Genomic DNA, 16,397 nt, shown 5'->3' on the forward strand with positions numbered 1-16,397 from the left:
CGGATGAGCGAAACCGGAACCGGGGGACCGATCGCCTCCGACGAGACGTTCCGCCGACTGGGGATGGCCGCGGCACTCGTGGTCGCCCTCTCCGTCGGGGCGTTCCTCGCGTTGCTGTTCCTCTCGGGACACGTCATTCCCGGGCGACAGCTCATCAACTACGGCCTGCTGGCGGAGCTAGCACAGCCCTCCTCGGACTACTACGGCGCCTACATCAACATCCTACAGGTGTTCCTGTTGACGGCAGTCATGTCGGTGATCTGTGGGGTGTTCGTCGGACTCGGGCGCATCTCCAAGACCCCGCTGACGGCGGGGATCGCTCGGCTCTACGTCGAGTTCTTCCGTGGGACGCCGTTCCTGTTCCAGATCATGGCGATCTACTACGGCGTCCCCGCGTTCTTCGAGCCGGGGACGTTCCCACTGACGAACTTCACGTGGCCGGCGGCTATCGTCGCGCTCACGCTCAACCACGCCGCCTACTCGGGGGAAGCACTCCGGGGCGGGATCGAGTCGCTGCCGACCGGCCAGATGGAGGCCGCCCGCTCGCTGGGGATGAGCTACGTACAGGCGATGCGGAACGTCGTGCTCCCGCAGGCGTGGCGCAACGCCGTCCCCGCCGTCGGGAACGACCTCATCATCCTCGTGAAGGACACCTCGCTGCTGAGCGTCATCGCGTTCCCCGAACTCATCTCGCAGTTCCAGTACACCTACTCCCAGCAGTTCGAGGCGTGGGCACCGCTGGTTCTCGTCGGGGTGTTCTACCTCACGATCACGGTGCCGCTATCGGCGCTGGTGAACTACGCGGGCGAAGTCGCCGACCCGAGCCGGAGGGCCGAGCCATGAACGAGGCACCGCTGTTGGCGTTCGAGAACGTCCACAAGTACTTCGGTGAGACGCACGTGCTGAAGGGGATCGACCTCGGGGTCGACGAGGGCGAACTGGTCGTCGTCATCGGCCCCTCGGGCTCCGGCAAGTCGACGCTGCTTCGGTGTGCGAACCGGCTGGAGGAGATCCAGGAGGGGGAGATCCGACTCGCTGGCACCCCCCTGACCGCGTCCGACGCCGACGTGAACCGCCTGCGCCAGCGCATCGGGATGGTGTTCCAGTCGTTCAATCTCTTCCCGCACAAGACCGCGGCGGGCAACGTCACGCTGGCGCCCCGGAAGGTCCGCGGTATCGCCGACGAGAAGGCCGAGGAGCGCGCCGAAACCCTGCTCGAACGGGTGGGGTTGTCCGATCAGCGCGACTCCTACCCCGCCGAGCTCTCGGGTGGGCAGCAACAGCGGGTCGCGATCGCCCGCGCGCTGGCGATGGACCCGGACGTGATGCTGTTCGACGAGGTGACGAGCGCCCTCGACCCCGAACTGGTCGGCGAGGTGCTCGGCGTGATGCGTGACCTCGCCGCGGAGGGGATGACGATGATGGTCGTCACCCACGAGATGGGGTTCGCCCGCGAGGTCGCCGACAGGATCGTGCTGATGGCCGACGGCGAAATCGTCGAGACCGGGGAGCCCGAGCGGTTCTTCACCGATCCCGAGACCGAGCGTGCCGAGCAGTTCCTCTCGAAACTGCTGTAGCTCCCAAACCCTCTTCTCTCCGCCCCCATAGCTACCGACCATGCAGCGGTCACGCCGCGCGGTTCTCGCCGCCATCCCGGTCGCACTCGCTGGCTGTGGTCGCTCGCTCCGGGAGAACACCGTCCCGGGCGGGCTTCAGCTCCGGAACAGCCGGTCCGAGTCGGCGACCGTCGCCGTCAGGGCCGCCCTGCTCCCGCCGCTCCCGTCGGCGACCGACGACGATATCGGCGAGGTGACGGCGACGGCGACGCCTGCGACCCCACGGGACGCCGATCTCGATCCCCCGGATGCGACCGGGGAGTACACCGTCGAACCGGGGGAGGAGCGTGTCGTCCCGGACTTCTTCGGAGAACCCGGCCGATGGGGCGTCGAAGTCGTCCTCGACCCCGACGCGGAGGCCGCGAGCGACCGCACCCGGATCGATCTCTACGCGTCGCTCCCGGGGCCGACTGGTGCCGATACCGTGATCGTCGAGATAACCGACGACGGGATCACCGCCGAGGCGACGACCGTCGACGACTAGACGAAGTCAGAGAGGCCCGCCTGCGAGTCGTCGGCTTCTTCTTCCGGATCGTCCGCTGGCTCCGGTTCGGGCTCTGGCTCCGACTCATCAACGGACCGCTCCCCCTCGACCGCTCCCTCCGTCTCCTCATCCTCTTCACGCTCCGGTAGCTCCCCGGCGAACGCGCCGCCGGCGTGCTCCTCGAGTGCGTCCTCCCGGAGTTCCGCGGCGTCCTCGACGATCCCCTGTACCTTGTTGGTGGATTCGCCGCTGCCCGAGACGGCCGCGAGGTCCTCCTCGTCGAACTCGAAGGAGGCGGTGACGGCGACCGCGAGGTCGCGGGGTTTGCAGTGATGGATCATCGCCGAGAGGAACGGCAGCACCTCGCGGCGGGCGGTCTCGATGCTCAGGCCGCCCGAGACCGCGATCTTCCGGCAGATCTCGTCGATGGTGGCGTCCGAGGCGGGCCACATCTGGGGCCGGCCGCCGTACTGGGTCCAGCCACCGTAGGTGTCGTCCCGGGAGGCGGCGACGCCCGCGGCCGCGTTGTCGGTGACGTAGCGCCAGTAGGAGTAGTCCTGCGTGGCCTGCACCCGGCCGAGCCAGCGGTCGGCGTTGGCGATGAACTCGTAGGCCCGGACGGTTTCTTTGGGCTCGTACACCTTCATCACCTTGTCCTCGATCCACGCCGTGAGGTCGTCGGGCGTCTCGTCGGCGTCGTAGCTCACGTGGAGCGCGTCCTGGGCGCTTTCCTCCTCTTTCAGAACCGCGTCGAGGACGGCGAAGATGCCGACAGTGGTGTCCCGGTCGCCGGTGACCACGTCCTCGACGGTGAGGTGGTCTTTCCCCTCGGCGGTGGCCTGGAGGTCCTTGACCCCGCCGCGCAGGTCGCCGCTGTTGGCGTCGGCGATGCGCTGGAGCGCGTCGGCGTCGAACTCGATGCCTTCCTTCCGGCAGATGTCCCGGAGGACGGGCACGATGGAGCGCGCGGAGACGTCCCGGAACTCGATGTCCTGACAGGCGTTCCGGAGGCCGCGACTCATGTCGTAGAACTCGTTGGCGATGAGGACGATGGGCTGGTTCGCCTCCTTGACGAGGCTGGTGATCGCTTGCGCGCCGCCGCGGTCGTAGTTGCCGTGGATGTTGTCGGCCTCGTCGACGATGATGAGTTGGCGGCCGCCCTCGGCGGTGGAGTCGCCGCCGAGGGTTTCGTTGCGTGCCGCGCGGCCGGCGAACCGTTCGATAGCGTCGGCGGTCCGCTGGTCGGACGCGTTGAGTTCGACCGTCTCCCAGCCCATGTCGGCGGCGAGTGCGTGAGCCGCGGAGGTCTTGCCGACGCCGGGGCTGCCGTAGAGGATCACCGCCTCCCGGTGGTCGTCCCACGTCCGCCCCCAGTCCTCGAAGGCGTCGCGGGCTTTGTCGTTCCCCCGGACCGCTGAGAGCGTGTCGGGCCGGTAGGACTCGGTCCAGTCAGCCATTACTGGAGGGTGGTGGTTGTGGTGGTTAGTTGTTCCGGAGCAAGAGTTCGGTGTGAGTTTTTTGAGTCAGTGATTGTCCGGTTTTGTGGCGTTGGTCGCACTCTCTGCGACGGCGACCGCTTCCGCGACAGCTCCGGCGACAGCAACGGCATCTCGATGCTTGACTACTTGTAACCGCACCGCTGACCACTCTGCGGCCTCAGTCCTCCCCAACCGACTCGCTCCTTTACAGTCGCTCGTCCCTCGCGCTGGCTCGTCCACGGAGGGACTCGCGATCCGCGCCACCGCACAACAGAGACTACTCCTCGTCCACGTTCCGCGTCAGCGCATACAGCACGAACGAGGAGAGCCAGTGCGACCCGGCGTAGTCGTCGGTGAACGCGCCATCGAGGCCCGCCTCGAGGTGGCGCTCGGCACCCGCCGCCAGCCGGTCCGCCCGATTGCCGTCGACGGCCTCGGCCACCTCGGCCAACCCCCATCCCTTCGCCAGATTGAGGCCGACGAGGTGGAGCGCGAGACCGCCGTCGCCGTCGGCGCCCGCGTCGACCGGCGCGAGGAACCCCTCGTTTCGGGGCGCGGTGAGATCCGGGAGGAAGTCGTCCAGCCAGTCGCCGAACGCCGCCGGCGCCAGCGCGCGGCGCATGAGGTTCGCCTCCGTCAGCGTTGGCGAGAGGAAGTCCCATCCCAGCGGCTCGTAGGCGACCGGTGCGTTCACGTCATCGTCGTAGAACCGCTCGGCCGTGCTGGCTGCATCGGCGGCGAGAGCGTCGTCGCCGATTGCTCGCGCGTAATCTACGACCGCCGAGAGCGCGAACGCCGAGTTACCGTGCGTGCCGACCCGGAACGGCCGGGACTGGGTGAGGAACTCCGACTCGACGAGATCGACGATCCGCGCCTCCAGCGGCGCGAGCGCGTCACCCCAGCGCGCGGCGCGCGGGTCGTCCCAGCGGTGGAGTTCCGCGGCGAGGCGGAGCAGCCACGCCCAGCCGTACGGCTGCTCGAAGGTCGGGTGCTTGTCGAAGTAGTCGACCTCCCCCTCGACGTTTTCGGGGGTGAGTCGGGCGTCGATGCCGTCGACGATGGCCGCCTCATTGGGGTGGTCGTCGAACAGCCGAAGCTGGCGGATCAGCGCCCAGTGGCTGTGGACCGCGGAGTGCCAGTCGTAGCAGCCGTAAAACACCGGGTGGTCCTCGCGCGGGCGGACCGTCTCCTCTGGCCCGCCGACGGCGCCGGCGTGGTGAGGGTACTCCTGCCCGACGGACTCGAGTGGGTGCCGCGCAAGTCGCCGGAGGGCGTCGTTGTCGAGGCTCGTCACAGTGCCGGCGAGCGCGTCCGTCGCATCGACGACGGCGAGTGCGTCGGGGGTCTCCATTGTCGGGTCCGTCCGAGGGCCGCCGCATCAATCGTTCGGTGAGCGTGCGACCGCCTGCCACAGCCGAGACAAGCTTTTTGAGTCCCCACACCACGGTCCGGGTATGTTCCCCGTGATCATCGAGACCGAGCGGCTCAGACTGGAGCCACGGACGCCGGAGTACGTCGATACGCTGGCGGTGTACGAGCACTGCAAGCAGGGCGCCCCAGAGATCGACGAGGTGACCGAGTACCTGCCGTGGGACCCCCACGCGACCCCGAACGACACCGCGGAGTTCCTCGAACGCGGCGCGAAAGGGCGCGAGGAGCGGGAGGGGATCGACTACGTGATCCGTCCGAAGGAAGGCGAAGAGGGCGCGGGCGAGATTGCCGGCTTCGGCGGCCTCACGTTCGACTGGGACACCGACAGCGCCGAACTCGGCACGTGGCTGCGCAAGCGGTTCTGGGGCCGCGGCTACTCGGGTGAGCGCGCGCTAGCGCTGGCAGAACTCGCCTTCGAAAACCTCGATCTCGAGGTGGTGACGGTGACCCACGATGTCGGCAACGAGAACTCGGAACGGGCGATCGAGAAGTACGTCGACCGCATGGGCGGCCGCCGCGAGGGAACGTTGCGGAACTACCACGCCGGCGACCCGCCGGTCGACGCCGTCCGGTACAGCGTCACGCAGGACGAGTACCGCGAAGCCGATCACGAGCACGAGGTCGCGTTCTTCGGGGAGGACGGCGAGCCGTGGCCGTGAGCGATCGGCTGTTCCCGGACGTGATCGAGACCGACCGCTTGCGGCTGGAGCGCGTCAGCGCCGACGGGGCCGAGCCACTCGCCCTCTACGAGCACTGGGGCGAGCGAGCGCCGGATATCGAGGCGACGACCAAACACGTCTCGTGGGATCCCCACCCCCATCCGTCGAGCGTCGCCGAGACGCTCGACCGCGCCGCGGAGCGCGCCGAGGACGGTGACGGGGCGATGTTCCTGCTCCGGCCGCGCGAGGGGGAGCCGAAAGCCGGCGAAATCGCCGGGACGGCCGGACTGTTTCTTGGATGGGACCAGCGGATCGCCGTGTTCGGGATGTGGCTTCGCAAGCCGTTCTGGGGGCGGGGCTACTCCGGCGAACGCGCCGATGCCCTGTTCGAACTGGCGTTCGCAGGGCTGGATCTCGACGTGGTGCGCGTCTCTCACGTCCCGGAGAACGAGAACTCCGAGCGCGCGATCACGAAGTACGTCGAGCGCCACGGCGGTCGCCGCGAGGGGCGGTTCCGGAACCGCGTCAGCTTCGAGGACGGCTCGGTCCACGACACCGTCGAGTACTCGGTCAGCCAGTCGGAGTGGCGCGACGCCGACGGCGCCCGAACCGCAGTTTCGTTCGACTAACTCAGAGATCTCGAGCGACCAGTTCGCCCCAGTGGTCGAACCCGTGGCGCTCGTAGAACGCCTGCGCCTGGTCGTTCTCCTGATCGACGTCGAGGACGAGGCGATCCAGCGGCAGGTCCTGATCCCGCGCGAGTTCGACCGCGGCGGCCATCAGGTCGTCGGCGATACCGGTGCCGCGGTGGTCGGGCGCGACGAATATCTCGTTGAGCACGGCCGAGTCCCAGATAAAGCGGTGGCTCTCGGGGAGGACGAAGACGTAGCCGACGACCTCGTCGGTCTCGTCATCCTCCGCGCCGTCGTCGCCCTCAGCGACAGCGACAGTGACACACCGCGGGTCCGAGTCGACACAGCACTCGACCCACTCGAACCACTCCGTCCGGTAGCTCTCGTCGAGTTTCCCCGCGTACTTCGCTTCCTTCTCGTCGCCGCCGGTGCCGGCGCCGAGGCCGAGTTCGAACGCGCGCTTGCAGTCCCACAGCCCGGCCTCGTCGCCGGGTTCGTACGGGCGGATCTCCATACCGCGACTGCTCCCGGCGCGCTGTTGAGGCTGTCGCTCTCGCGGGGCGTCGTCGCCCGCTACGCCGGTCACCGGCGCGCGACGCGGGTCTGCCACGACCGCACGCTAACCGTCGCCGCCGAGAGGCCGACGAGCATCAACTGCCAGCCCGCAGTGACGACGGGGAACACCCGCTCGTCCGGGCCGTCGTCCTCCTTCCACGGCGTCGGGTCCGAACCGGTGCTGTACCGGGTGTTCTCGGTCGTCGACGGCTGCGACGGTTCCGCGGGCGAGAGGTCGACGAACGTCTGGACCACCCCCTCGGTCGTCGAGAGTTCGAGTTTCCCGTTCACCGTGTAGAACTGGTCGTGGAGCGGCCAGAGCGCGTTCACCCCGTTGGTCGCCAGATCCGGCAGGATCCCGCCGGCCAACAGGCCGGCGGCAATCGTGACGCCGGCGACGAACGACGCATCCGGGCCCCAGCGCGCCCGAATTCGCGAACGGTCGAGTCGGGCGTCGGCGTACACCGCGGCGCCGAGCAGCGCCGGGAGGAGTAGCGTGTGCAGCGTCGAGCGGTGGCCGCCGGCGATCACGGGGGCGAGAAACGTGTCCAGATCGGGGACGGCGGCGGCGACGAGCACGACGGCGATGGCTTTCGGCGTGAAGCGGTCGCCCAGCAGCGCGGCGCCGACGAGGCCGCCGATGGCGACGTGGACCAGCGTCGAAGGCACGTGTGGGAGTGAGATACACGCGAATATAGCGTTTGCGCCGGGGGCGCGGCGCGACGACAAGGTAGCGTTGAAGGGCCGCTCGCCCCGGGTTCGGGTATGGACGAACTCGACACGCCGGTGCTGGACAACCACCTCCACCTCGACCCCGAGCACGGCCGGGGGATGGACGCCGTCCGGGATTTCGTGCGACTCGGCGGCACCCACCTCATGGTGCTGAACAAACCCTCTTGGCACCTCGGGCCGGTGCCGAGCGAGCGCCCGGACTTCCGGACGGCGTTCGAGGCGACCATCGACGCCGTCGCCGACGCGAACGAGATCCTCCCGGGAACGGCGTGGCCCGTGCTGGGCGTGCATCCCGGCCTCGTGAGCCATCTCGTCGACGAGGGGTACGACCCCGAGGAAGCCCGGGACCTGATGCAGGCGGGGTTGGATCTGGCTGCCGAGTACGTCGACACGGGGCGCGCGCTGGCACTCAAGACCGGGCGCCCGCACTACGACGTGAGCGACGCCGTCTGGGAGGCCTCGAACGCGGTGCTCAAACACGGCCTCGCACTGGGCGCCGAACACGACTGCGCGGTCCAACTCCACACCGAGGGTACTGACGACCTGACCGAGGTGGCCGAGTGGGCCGAGGACCGGGGGCTGCCGGTTGAGAAGGTCGTCAAGCACTACGCCGGCGGGGAGCTAACGGGCCCAACGCCGAGCGTGATGAGCGAGAAGGACCGCCTCCGTGTCGCCGTCGAGAGCGACGACCCATTCCTGATGGAGACCGATTTCGTCGACGACCCGGAGAAGCCGGGGATGGTGCTGGGGCCGAAGACCGTGCCGCGCCGCGTACGGTGGCTGCTGGAGGCTGGCCACGACGACGCCGTCGCCCGAGCGCACGTCGAGACGCCCGAACTGGTGTACGGCGTCGACACCGTCGGGACGCTGGATCGCAGCGAGTAGGGGGCTTCGAGACCGGTGACAGGCGTTCGCAGCCGGTGGGGCGATAGGAAAACCCTTTGCGTCGTCGGGGAGCACATAGGGTCATGACCGACGAGGACGACGCAATCGAGACGTTCTACACCGAAGAGCGCTGGCAGAACTGGATCGACCGGCTTCGCGAGGAGGATCTGGACCTCGAGGACGAGGACTCCGCGCGCCTGCTGATGAACCTCCAGGAGGACACCGCCATCGCCGTCGCGAAGGTACTCGAGTCCTACGAGGAGGACCTGATCGACGAGGAGCGCGCCCACGAGGAGCTGTCAGAGATGCAGGAGATCGTGCTCGCGGAGGCGCCCCTCGAGGACGACGAGAAGGCGATGCTGCTGGAGAGCGTTCAGATGAGCCTCGAAGTCGTTTTCTACGCCGCCCAGGAGTACGTCGCCGCCGGTGCCGCCGACGAGGCGTCGCTCGATGAGTACATCGACGCCGCGGCCCAGGCCGAGGCCGAGGAGGACATCGACACCGCCATCGGCTACATCGTCCAGGCCGGCACGCTCGTCGTCGATGGCGAGGAGATCGACCCCGCGCTGGCCGAGGAGATGGAGTACGGTCTCGTCGCCGAGTGGGTCAACGGGCTGGAGTCGCTCCAGAACGCGATGGCCTCGCCCGAGACCGTCGAAGAGGACGACTGACTGCGCACCTTTTTGCGGCCCGGGCGTGTGAGACGGTGTATGGATTTCTGGGGTGACGACAGGGGGCAGTCCATCCAGGTCGGCGCGATACTGCTGTTCGCGTTCCTGATCATCGCGATGGCGACCTATCAGGCCCAAGTCGTTCCCTCCTCGAACACAGCGGTGGAGTTCGAACACACCCAGCAGGTCGAAAGAGAGTTCATCGATCTACGGAGTTCGGTACTGACCGCGGCCCGGACGGGGAACCCTCAGTCGACGGTCCTGACGCTTGGAATGCGGTACCCGCAGCGGACGTTCTTCGTCAACCCACCACCAGCAGCCGGTGCCGTCTCGACGAGTAGTGATCGGACACTGCGGATCGAAAACGCGAGCGTCAGCGGCGGCGGCAACGTCGAGGCGTTCTGGAACACACGAAGCCTCAGTTTCAACACACAGTCGATCCGGTATGTACCACGGTACAACGGGTACGATAATCCCCCGGAGTTGATGTACGAAAACTCGATGGTCGTCGCGGAGTTCGACCAGGCGGTGCTCGCTCGCGCTGGGCAGACCGTCGTCGAGAACGACGAACTGTCCCTGACGCTGATCGACGGGAACCTCTCGGAGACGGGGGTCGGGAGCCGTAGCATCGACACGCAAGTACTCTCCCAGAATACTCGGAGCGTCAACGTCGAGTCGACCGGCGGCCCGATCGTGCTGATCCTGCCGACGACCGTCGACGGTGCGGAAAAGCGTGCGACACTGGCCCAGGAGTGGGAGCGCGAGATCGAGACGGACGCGAACGTAACGGCGTTGGACAACGAGAGCGCGATTCGGATCGAACTCACGGACACGGACGTCTCGCTCCGACTTGCACAGATCGGTGTCGGCACGGATACGGCGCAGACAGACGAGGCGGGCGGCTACATCACTGTCGTCGGCGACACGACGGTCGCGCCAGGCGAAAAGTTCACCGTCGAGGTCAGGGATCGGTTCAACAACCCCGTTAGCGACGCTGAGGTGACCCCTGACAGCGGGCTGAGCCCGACGCGAACGGGCGAAAACGGCCGAGTGACGTTCTCACTGGATGAGCCCTCTGGCAACTCCGAGACGGTCGAACTGTCGGTCAACGACGGGAACGAGACATGGGAGACCGTGAACGTGACGGTCTCTCAAAGCGCCGGTGGCGGCGATGGAGGTGCCGGCAGCGGCTCGGTATCAAACTACTCCGAGGGCTCCACCAATGATACGTTTTCTTCTGCAAACGGCCGGTGGGTTGGCATCACGTGTACTGACCAGTTGCTTCTCTCGGATGGCCAGCCAGCGAGCAGGCCGAACGGGAACAAGCTCCAGGGCGATGTTATTCGGCTCAGTGCCTCGTTAAACGACAGCACGGGCGAGAGTTACACCATGGATATCAAACTCGCCCGGGCGAGCGACGGCTCTTGGAATAAGAAAAAGGTGGTAATCTACGACGGGAACGGGAACAACGTCAACGCAGAGCTCACAGTCGCCGCCGCCGCGCGCATTTATGAAAGCGGTGAGACAGACATATTGGAGCTCTCGACCTACAAAGACCCGGATACGGGGTCGGGCTCGTTCTCCGATTACATCAAGCGGATTCGTGCCCTCGACGACGATTCCCCGGTTGATTGGCAGACATCACGGATGACGGGGCGGGTCGACGTGGCCCTCGAATGTGACCCGCCACCGTCGTCCGGCGTCTCGACAGTCGATGGGACCACGCCGAGTGGCGAGTCATCGGCACTGCAGTTCGACATACAGGTCCCTTCGGGTACAACCGAGACCGTGACTGACATCAAGATCACGACGCCAGGTAACCGGAACAGCGACGTCCAAAGCGCCAATAAGCTCAAGCGTGGGTCCGGAAAAGAAGTGGTCCTCACCGTCTCGGACACGAGCGGTGTCAACCAGTCCGGCGACCTCAACACAAAGGTCAAACTTGACGGAACGAAGTACGCGCTCGATACGGACGCGACGTTCTCTGACGGCGCCGTGCTGAGTGTCGATATGGGTGACATCGATGGCGGAAAAACCCAGTGGACGTACGACCTCGTCGACTCGCAGAGTAAAGCCGACGTGGTCGTGACGTTCTACTTCCAGGACGGCACGCAGTTCAAGGCGTACCTGAAAGTGACGAATGTCAGTAGCTGAAACGGCTACGAGGGTATCCCCTCTAAACTCATTCTGTCATCAATATTTAGTTACGTAAACCGATGACTGATTTCGAATTCCTCCCCGACGACGCCCGCTCACAGTCCGAGACGGTCGGGGTCATTCTGCTCACCGCCGTCGTCGTTATCGTGGTTTCGACGACCGGCATGTTCTATCTATCCTCGGTGGACAGCACCGACGACGAGCCGAGGCTCTCCGTCGACGGCGATTTCTCCCGCCCGAACGTGACGATCGCCCACACCGGTGGCGATACTGTTCCCTCAGGGGAACTCCGCCTCGTACTCAGTGTCAACGGATCTCGAGCGAACGTCACGACGCTCGACAGGCAGTTCGGGCCCGGGGATCGGTGGGAACTGAACGTCTCGAACTACGCGAACGTGTCCCGCGAGTCGGTCGTCGGCTTGACGGTGTTCCACGTCCCCAGCGAGAGTCGTCTGTACGGCGAAGAATACGCCGTCGGCGAGGAATGAACTCCGACGGTGACGTCCACTACGAGCATCCCTACCAGTACGGGGACACCCACCGCGACACCGACAGGGCCTGATACCATAGACCCGACTATCGAGTCATTCAACATGATTGCGAACAACACGGCGACCGAGCAGAGACAGGGCTTCTTTGGTCCTTACACGGCTTCAAAGGCTAACGTCACCGTGTCTTGGGAGGTGTACGATAACCGAAACATTTCGGACGTATCCATTACGATGGAGCAAAGAGGGCTGTTCTTTTGGGGACAGGTCGACTCAGCATCGTACACTGCATCTTCATCTGGGGAAACCGTTCTCAAGCAGAACCAGTCCACAGGATGGAACAACTACCGGGCCACTATCACGGTTACCGACGAAGCGGGCAACACGGCGAGCGAGACGATCAATTTCCAAGCAGGGTAACCGTGGGGCCTAGCTATCTATCTTCGACACCCAACGTAACCCTCATCGACAAACCCATATAGCGCACCGCCGTGTTCCGAGCCATGACCACGGTCGGCATCGACGCCGTCGAGATCTGGGCGGGAAAGTGTAAACTCGACCTGCCCGGAACGTTCGCGCCCGCGAAGGACGAGGACCCCGATAAGTACCGTAAGGGGCTGGGACTGGAGAACTCCTCGTTCCCGGACGTCTACGAGGACATCGTGACGATGGGGGCCAACGCCGCCAAGCGCCTGATGGAGCGTGAGGGGCTCGAGCCCGACGACATCGGCCGCATCGACGTGGCGACCGAGTCCGCGTTCGACAACTCCAAGCCCGTCTCCACGTACATCGCCGGCTGTCTGGAGGAGGTGTACGAGGACGACTTCCACCACGCCAACAAGGGCGAGCGGAAGTTCGCCTGTATCGCCGGCACGCAGTCCATCGACGACGCGTACAACTGGATCAAGGCCGGGCGAAATCGTGGCCGATCCGCGCTGGTCGTCGCCACCGACACCGCGCTGTACGCGCGGGGCTCCAGCGGCGAGGCGACCCAGGGCGCCGGCGCCGTCGCGATGCTGATCAGCGAGGACCCCGATCTGGTCGAACTCTCGACCGAGCAGGGGTACGGCAGCGCCGACGAGACGGACTTCCTCAAGCCGAACCAGCAGTTCCCGAGCGTCGACGGCAAGCGCTCGATGCAGGTGTACCTCGCCCGGATGCGCGAGGCCGTGGAGGACTTCGAGTCCGTCGCGTGGGACATGCACCCCGAGGACTTCACGTACATCCCGTTCCACACCCCGTTCCCGGGGATGGTCCGGAAGGCCGGCCTGCTTGGCTACCGGCACATGATCCGCGACACCGAGATCGAGGACGACCTCGCCGGCGAGATCGGTCGCCAGCCCCGTGAAGGCGAGTACGAGGACTGGGACGCCTACGAGGCGGCCATCCGTGACTACATGGACGAACTCAAGGGAACCGACCGCTATCAGGCGTGGTACGCCGACACCATCGACCCGACGCTGTCGATCGCCCGGGAGGTCGGGAACTGGTACACTGGCTCCGTTCACGTCGCCCGCGCGAGCGCGCTCAAGGCCGCCGCCGAGCAGGGCCGCGAGCTGGCCGGCGAGAAGCTACTGGTCGGCTCCTACGGCTCCGGCGCGCAGGCCGAGATTCACGCCGAGACCGTCGCCGACGGCTGGAAGGAGGAGATCGCACAGCTGAACATCGACGACCAGCTCGAGCAGCGCTACGACCTCGACTTCGAGGAGTACGAGCAGATCCACGACGTCCACAACCACGACATGACCGTCGACGTCGAGGAGTTCACCACGCCCGAGGGCGAGTTCGTGTTCGCCGGCCGCGGCCGGATGAACGAGCGGCTGTACGAGTACGTAGAATAGCGCTCGAAGCGGCTGCGAAAAGCCTTTTTCGACCGCAGACTCAGCCCTCGGAGCCCGGGCGCTCGATATCGTCGGCCGGGCCGCTCCCGGCCACCGAGACCCCGTCGGGCGTCGGCGACTCCTCGGCCGCGTCCGCCGTGCCTTCGGTGACGAGCTCGACGGTCAGTTCGCCGTCGTCGAGGCGAACCGTCGCCTCCAAGAGCGTCGTTACGTACGTCTTGTAGTGGTTCCCGTCGTCGTCGTACTGGGTACGCTCGACGAGCAGCCCCGCCGACACGAGGTCGTCGACGTGCCGGTACACCGTCGGGAGCGACGCCTCACAGCGCTCAGCCACCTCTTCGGCCGAGCGAGGGCGTTCGTCGGTGAGTTCGAGGATCTGTCTGTCGAGTTCGCCGCCGAGCAGGTCGAGGAGCGTCGCGGCGGATGCCATCGCGCGTTACTATCCACCCATTGGTCAAAAACGCACTGCCGTTGACTACTGTGGCAGGCTGATCTGCTCGCCGTCGGCGTACACCGTCGGCGACCGGAGGATGCCGTCGAGGTGGATCGGCGCCTCGGTCTCGCCGCCGATGGCGGCGTCGTCGCCGATAGCGATATGGACGGTGCCGGCGGCCTTCTCGTCGAGTAGCACCGACCCCACCAGTTCGTCGACGCCGACGTTGGTGCCGATTCCCAGCTCCGCAAGGTTGGTGGCGTCGCTCCCCACCTCAGCCTTCGCCTCCTCCACGTCGGCCCGCACCGCGTCGTCGGAGATATGGGTGACGTGGCCGTCCTCGACCTCGAAGCGCAGTTCCTGGTCCTCGGCCAGCAGGCCGTGGGGCATCATCGTGCCGTCGACGACGAACGCCCCCTCGGCGTTTTCAGGGGAGACGAACACCTCGCCGGCAGGGAGGTTCGAGAAGGTTCCGGCCTCGCGGACCATCCCGGTGTCGTCGTGCCACTCGCGGTCGCCGACGGTGAACGTGATGTCGGTGCCGGCGGGGCTGGTGACGCGGATCTCGTCGGCGCCCCGGACCTGCGCGAGTACGTCCTCGCAGTGCCCCGCGATGGCCTCGTAGTCGGCGTCGAGGCCGGCGACCATCACGCGCTCGGTGATCCCGGGGAGGGTCGCGCCGCGGGCGCCCGCCTCACAGGCGGCCGAGCGGGCGCGGGTGTGTGAGAGGCTGCGGGTCGTCGGCGCGAGGAAGGCGTCGGCGCTCTGCATCGCCGCGGCGACTGGCTCCGGTGGCTCCTGGCCGTGCTGGTCGCCCGGCGGGTACTGGACGAGCGTCGCGTCGGCGGTGACCTTGGCGGCGACTTCATAAAGCGCCGCAGCGATGGGGCGGCGCTCGTCGTCGGTGACGATGGCGATGGACTCCTCGGCTCCGAGGTTCAGACACTGGTGGATCGCCGTCTCGGCGGCGGTACGGAGGTCGGTCATGTCCCCGGGTTCGCCGGACGGGCAAGTAGGTCTTGCGACGGCAGCCTCGGCGAGTGGGCAGTACCGTACCGGAAGAGCCTGCAGGTCGTCACTGCTCGAGAGGTTAGGGATGGCAAAGGGCGAACTGTCGATGGTCGTCCCGACGCCGAAGTATATCGCGAGAAGATCACACAGGCCACTACCGTGTCAATAGTTCAATCCCACGAAAGTTCGTCTGAATCGGCAGAACTCCGACGACGATGATAGTCTCATCTGGGCTTCAACCCCACAAGGGTACGTCTGAATCAACTTGGACCTCGCGGACCGCCACGACGTTCGACGCGCTTCAACCCCACAAGGGTACGTCTGAATCCGTGATTGAGCGAGACGTTCCGGCGGTCTTTCGTTTGCTTCAACCCCACAAGGGTACGTCTGAATCTTCCGCGATGACGTGGACGTGGACGCGCTGAAAGAGGCTTCAACCCCACAAGGGTACGTCTGAATCCGTACTGCTGAAGGTCCGACGCTCGGAGCAGGTCGCTTCAACCCCACAAGGGTACGTCTGAATCCTCACCGTCGACGGCCGGACCGGCAGTATTCAGCCAGCTTCAACCCCACAAGGGTACGTCTGAATCGCGTATCGTTGGTCGACATGGTTCTCGTAGGCGCGAGCTTCAACCCCACAAGGGTACGTCTGAATCCCGGCGGTAGGCGATCGCGATACCCAGCAGCAGGAGCTTCAACCCCACAAGGGTACGTCTGAATCCATCGCCATCGTGCTCCTCGCGAAGATCTCGGCCGCTTCAACCCCACAAGGGTACGTCTGAATCGCGAGTAGGGCCACGCCTACCTCGGTGTACTCCCTGCTTCAACCCCACAAGGGTACGTCTGAATCAGGGCGGCGTGTTCTTCGGTCTCGAACTCGACGGTGGCTTCAACCCCACAAGGGTACGTCTGAATCTCGAACGGCCTCGGTCGGGACGATCCCGTCGTTCTCGAGCTTCAACCCCACAAGGGTACGTCTGAATCGATAGGTTCTCCCGCTTGATGAGTAGTGTTCCGTAGCTTCAACCCCACAAGGGTACGTCTGAATCTAACTGCGGTGTCGCTCTGCACGCTCGACGCGGGGCGCTTCAACCCCACAAGGGTACGTCTGAATCTCGGAGTGCTCGGTCGGACGTATCTCCGATCGACGCGGCTTCAACCCCACAAGGGTACGTCTGAATCCGGCGGGAGCGGCTCTCGCGTGGCTCGTGCTCGGTCGCTTCAACCCCACAAGGGTACGTCTGAATCACGGAGCGAGACGGGCTCCTGAGCTACGCGGGCGCTTCAACCCCACAAGGGTACGTCTGAATCTGCTCGAACAGAA

The 16,397-nt window shown here is 65.9% G+C and carries 17 protein-coding genes and 1 CRISPR repeat array (1 of these 18 running past the window's edge); of the genes, 11 read left to right on the plus strand and 6 right to left on the minus strand.

The window, feature by feature from the left end:
• Positions 1-3: 3 nt before the first annotated feature.
• From J2753_RS01095 to J2753_RS01105, 3 genes are read left to right on the plus strand one after another with little or no spacing between them, the layout of a single operon-like run.
• Positions 4-843 (plus strand): amino acid ABC transporter permease, encoded by an 840-nt coding sequence (locus J2753_RS01095; RefSeq protein ID WP_209489614.1) that lies wholly within the window; start codon positions 4-6, stop codon positions 841-843.
• Complete coding sequence (locus J2753_RS01100; RefSeq protein ID WP_209489616.1) at positions 840-1,577, plus strand: amino acid ABC transporter ATP-binding protein; 738 nt, start codon at positions 840-842, stop codon at positions 1,575-1,577. Before J2753_RS01095 ends, J2753_RS01100 begins: the two co-directional genes overlap by 4 nt.
• Before the next feature lie 40 nt (positions 1,578-1,617).
• Positions 1,618-2,100 carry a hypothetical protein gene (locus J2753_RS01105; protein ID WP_209489617.1) on the plus strand — a complete coding sequence of 161 codons (483 nt, stop codon included), beginning with the start codon at positions 1,618-1,620 and terminating at the stop codon, positions 2,098-2,100.
• On the opposite strand, the gene J2753_RS01110 is transcribed toward J2753_RS01105, so the two are convergent.
• Complete coding sequence (locus J2753_RS01110; RefSeq protein ID WP_209489619.1) at positions 2,097-3,557, minus strand: replication factor C large subunit; 1,461 nt, start codon at positions 3,555-3,557, stop codon at positions 2,097-2,099. The two genes, J2753_RS01105 and J2753_RS01110, sit on opposite strands and share 4 nt — an antisense overlap.
• A gap of 298 nt (positions 3,558-3,855) precedes the next feature.
• A complete protein-coding gene (locus J2753_RS01115) occupies positions 3,856-4,929 on the minus strand; it encodes a DUF2891 domain-containing protein (RefSeq protein WP_209489621.1) in 1,074 nt (357 codons plus the stop codon).
• 103 nt (positions 4,930-5,032) lie between these two features.
• Between J2753_RS01115 and J2753_RS01120 the strand changes: the two genes are divergently transcribed.
• A complete protein-coding gene (locus J2753_RS01120; protein ID WP_209489623.1) occupies positions 5,033-5,668 on the plus strand; it encodes a GNAT family N-acetyltransferase in 636 nt (211 codons plus the stop codon).
• Positions 5,665-6,297 (plus strand): GNAT family N-acetyltransferase, encoded by a 633-nt coding sequence (locus J2753_RS01125; protein WP_321168762.1) that lies wholly within the window; start codon positions 5,665-5,667, stop codon positions 6,295-6,297. Before J2753_RS01120 ends, J2753_RS01125 begins: the two co-directional genes overlap by 4 nt.
• Before the next feature lies 1 nt (position 6,298).
• Here J2753_RS01125 and J2753_RS01130 read toward each other — a convergent pair whose 3' ends face one another.
• Together J2753_RS01130 and J2753_RS01135 are read right to left on the minus strand one after the other, a co-directional pair.
• On the minus strand, positions 6,299-6,814 hold the full coding sequence (locus J2753_RS01130) for a GNAT family N-acetyltransferase (protein WP_209489625.1): 516 nt from the start codon (positions 6,812-6,814) through the stop codon (positions 6,299-6,301).
• 68 nt (positions 6,815-6,882) lie between these two features.
• The gene (locus J2753_RS01135; protein WP_209489628.1) at positions 6,883-7,524 is read right to left on the minus strand and encodes a metal-dependent hydrolase; all 642 of its coding nucleotides are present in this window, start codon (positions 7,522-7,524) and stop codon (positions 6,883-6,885) included.
• 96 nt (positions 7,525-7,620) lie between these two features.
• On the opposite strand from J2753_RS01135, the gene J2753_RS01140 reads away from it, so the two are divergent.
• The 6 genes from J2753_RS01140 (at position 7,621) to hmgB (ending at position 13,629) form a co-directional block, all read left to right on the plus strand.
• A complete protein-coding gene (locus J2753_RS01140) occupies positions 7,621-8,472 on the plus strand; it encodes a TatD family hydrolase (protein ID WP_209489630.1) in 852 nt (283 codons plus the stop codon).
• A gap of 83 nt (positions 8,473-8,555) precedes the next feature.
• Positions 8,556-9,143 carry a DUF2150 family protein gene (locus tag J2753_RS01145; protein WP_209489631.1) on the plus strand — a complete coding sequence of 196 codons (588 nt, stop codon included), beginning with the start codon at positions 8,556-8,558 and terminating at the stop codon, positions 9,141-9,143.
• Positions 9,144-9,182: 39 nt separating this feature from the next.
• Positions 9,183-11,297, plus strand: coding sequence for a hypothetical protein (locus J2753_RS01150; protein ID WP_209489633.1), 2,115 nt, complete (start codon positions 9,183-9,185; stop codon positions 11,295-11,297).
• Between the two features lie 62 nt (positions 11,298-11,359).
• Positions 11,360-11,788, plus strand: a complete 429-nt coding sequence (locus J2753_RS01155; protein ID WP_209489635.1) for a type IV pilin N-terminal domain-containing protein — start codon at positions 11,360-11,362, stop codon at positions 11,786-11,788.
• 105 nt (positions 11,789-11,893) lie between these two features.
• Positions 11,894-12,208 (plus strand): hypothetical protein, encoded by a 315-nt coding sequence (locus tag J2753_RS01160; protein ID WP_209489638.1) that lies wholly within the window; start codon positions 11,894-11,896, stop codon positions 12,206-12,208.
• An 83-nt stretch (positions 12,209-12,291) separates the two neighbouring features.
• Positions 12,292-13,629, plus strand: coding sequence for a hydroxymethylglutaryl-CoA synthase (gene hmgB / locus J2753_RS01165; RefSeq protein ID WP_209490746.1), 1,338 nt, complete (start codon positions 12,292-12,294; stop codon positions 13,627-13,629).
• 40 nt (positions 13,630-13,669) lie between these two features.
• Here hmgB and J2753_RS01170 read toward each other — a convergent pair whose 3' ends face one another.
• Together J2753_RS01170 and J2753_RS01175 are read right to left on the minus strand one after the other, a co-directional pair.
• Entirely contained in the window at positions 13,670-14,059 is a 390-nt protein-coding gene (locus tag J2753_RS01170; protein WP_209489640.1) for a winged helix-turn-helix domain-containing protein, read from the minus strand.
• A 45-nt stretch (positions 14,060-14,104) separates the two neighbouring features.
• Positions 14,105-15,049 (minus strand): aminopeptidase, encoded by a 945-nt coding sequence (locus J2753_RS01175; RefSeq protein WP_209489642.1) that lies wholly within the window; start codon positions 15,047-15,049, stop codon positions 14,105-14,107.
• A 256-nt stretch (positions 15,050-15,305) separates the two neighbouring features.
• A CRISPR array of direct repeats spans positions 15,306-16,397; the repeat unit is 30 nt; unit sequence GCTTCAACCCCACAAGGGTACGTCTGAATC (it continues 2,148 nt past the right edge of the window).

Origin of the sequence: Halolamina salifodinae (assembly GCF_017874235.1) — an archaeon.
GTDB lineage: Archaea > Halobacteriota > Halobacteria > Halobacteriales > Haloferacaceae > Halolamina > Halolamina salifodinae.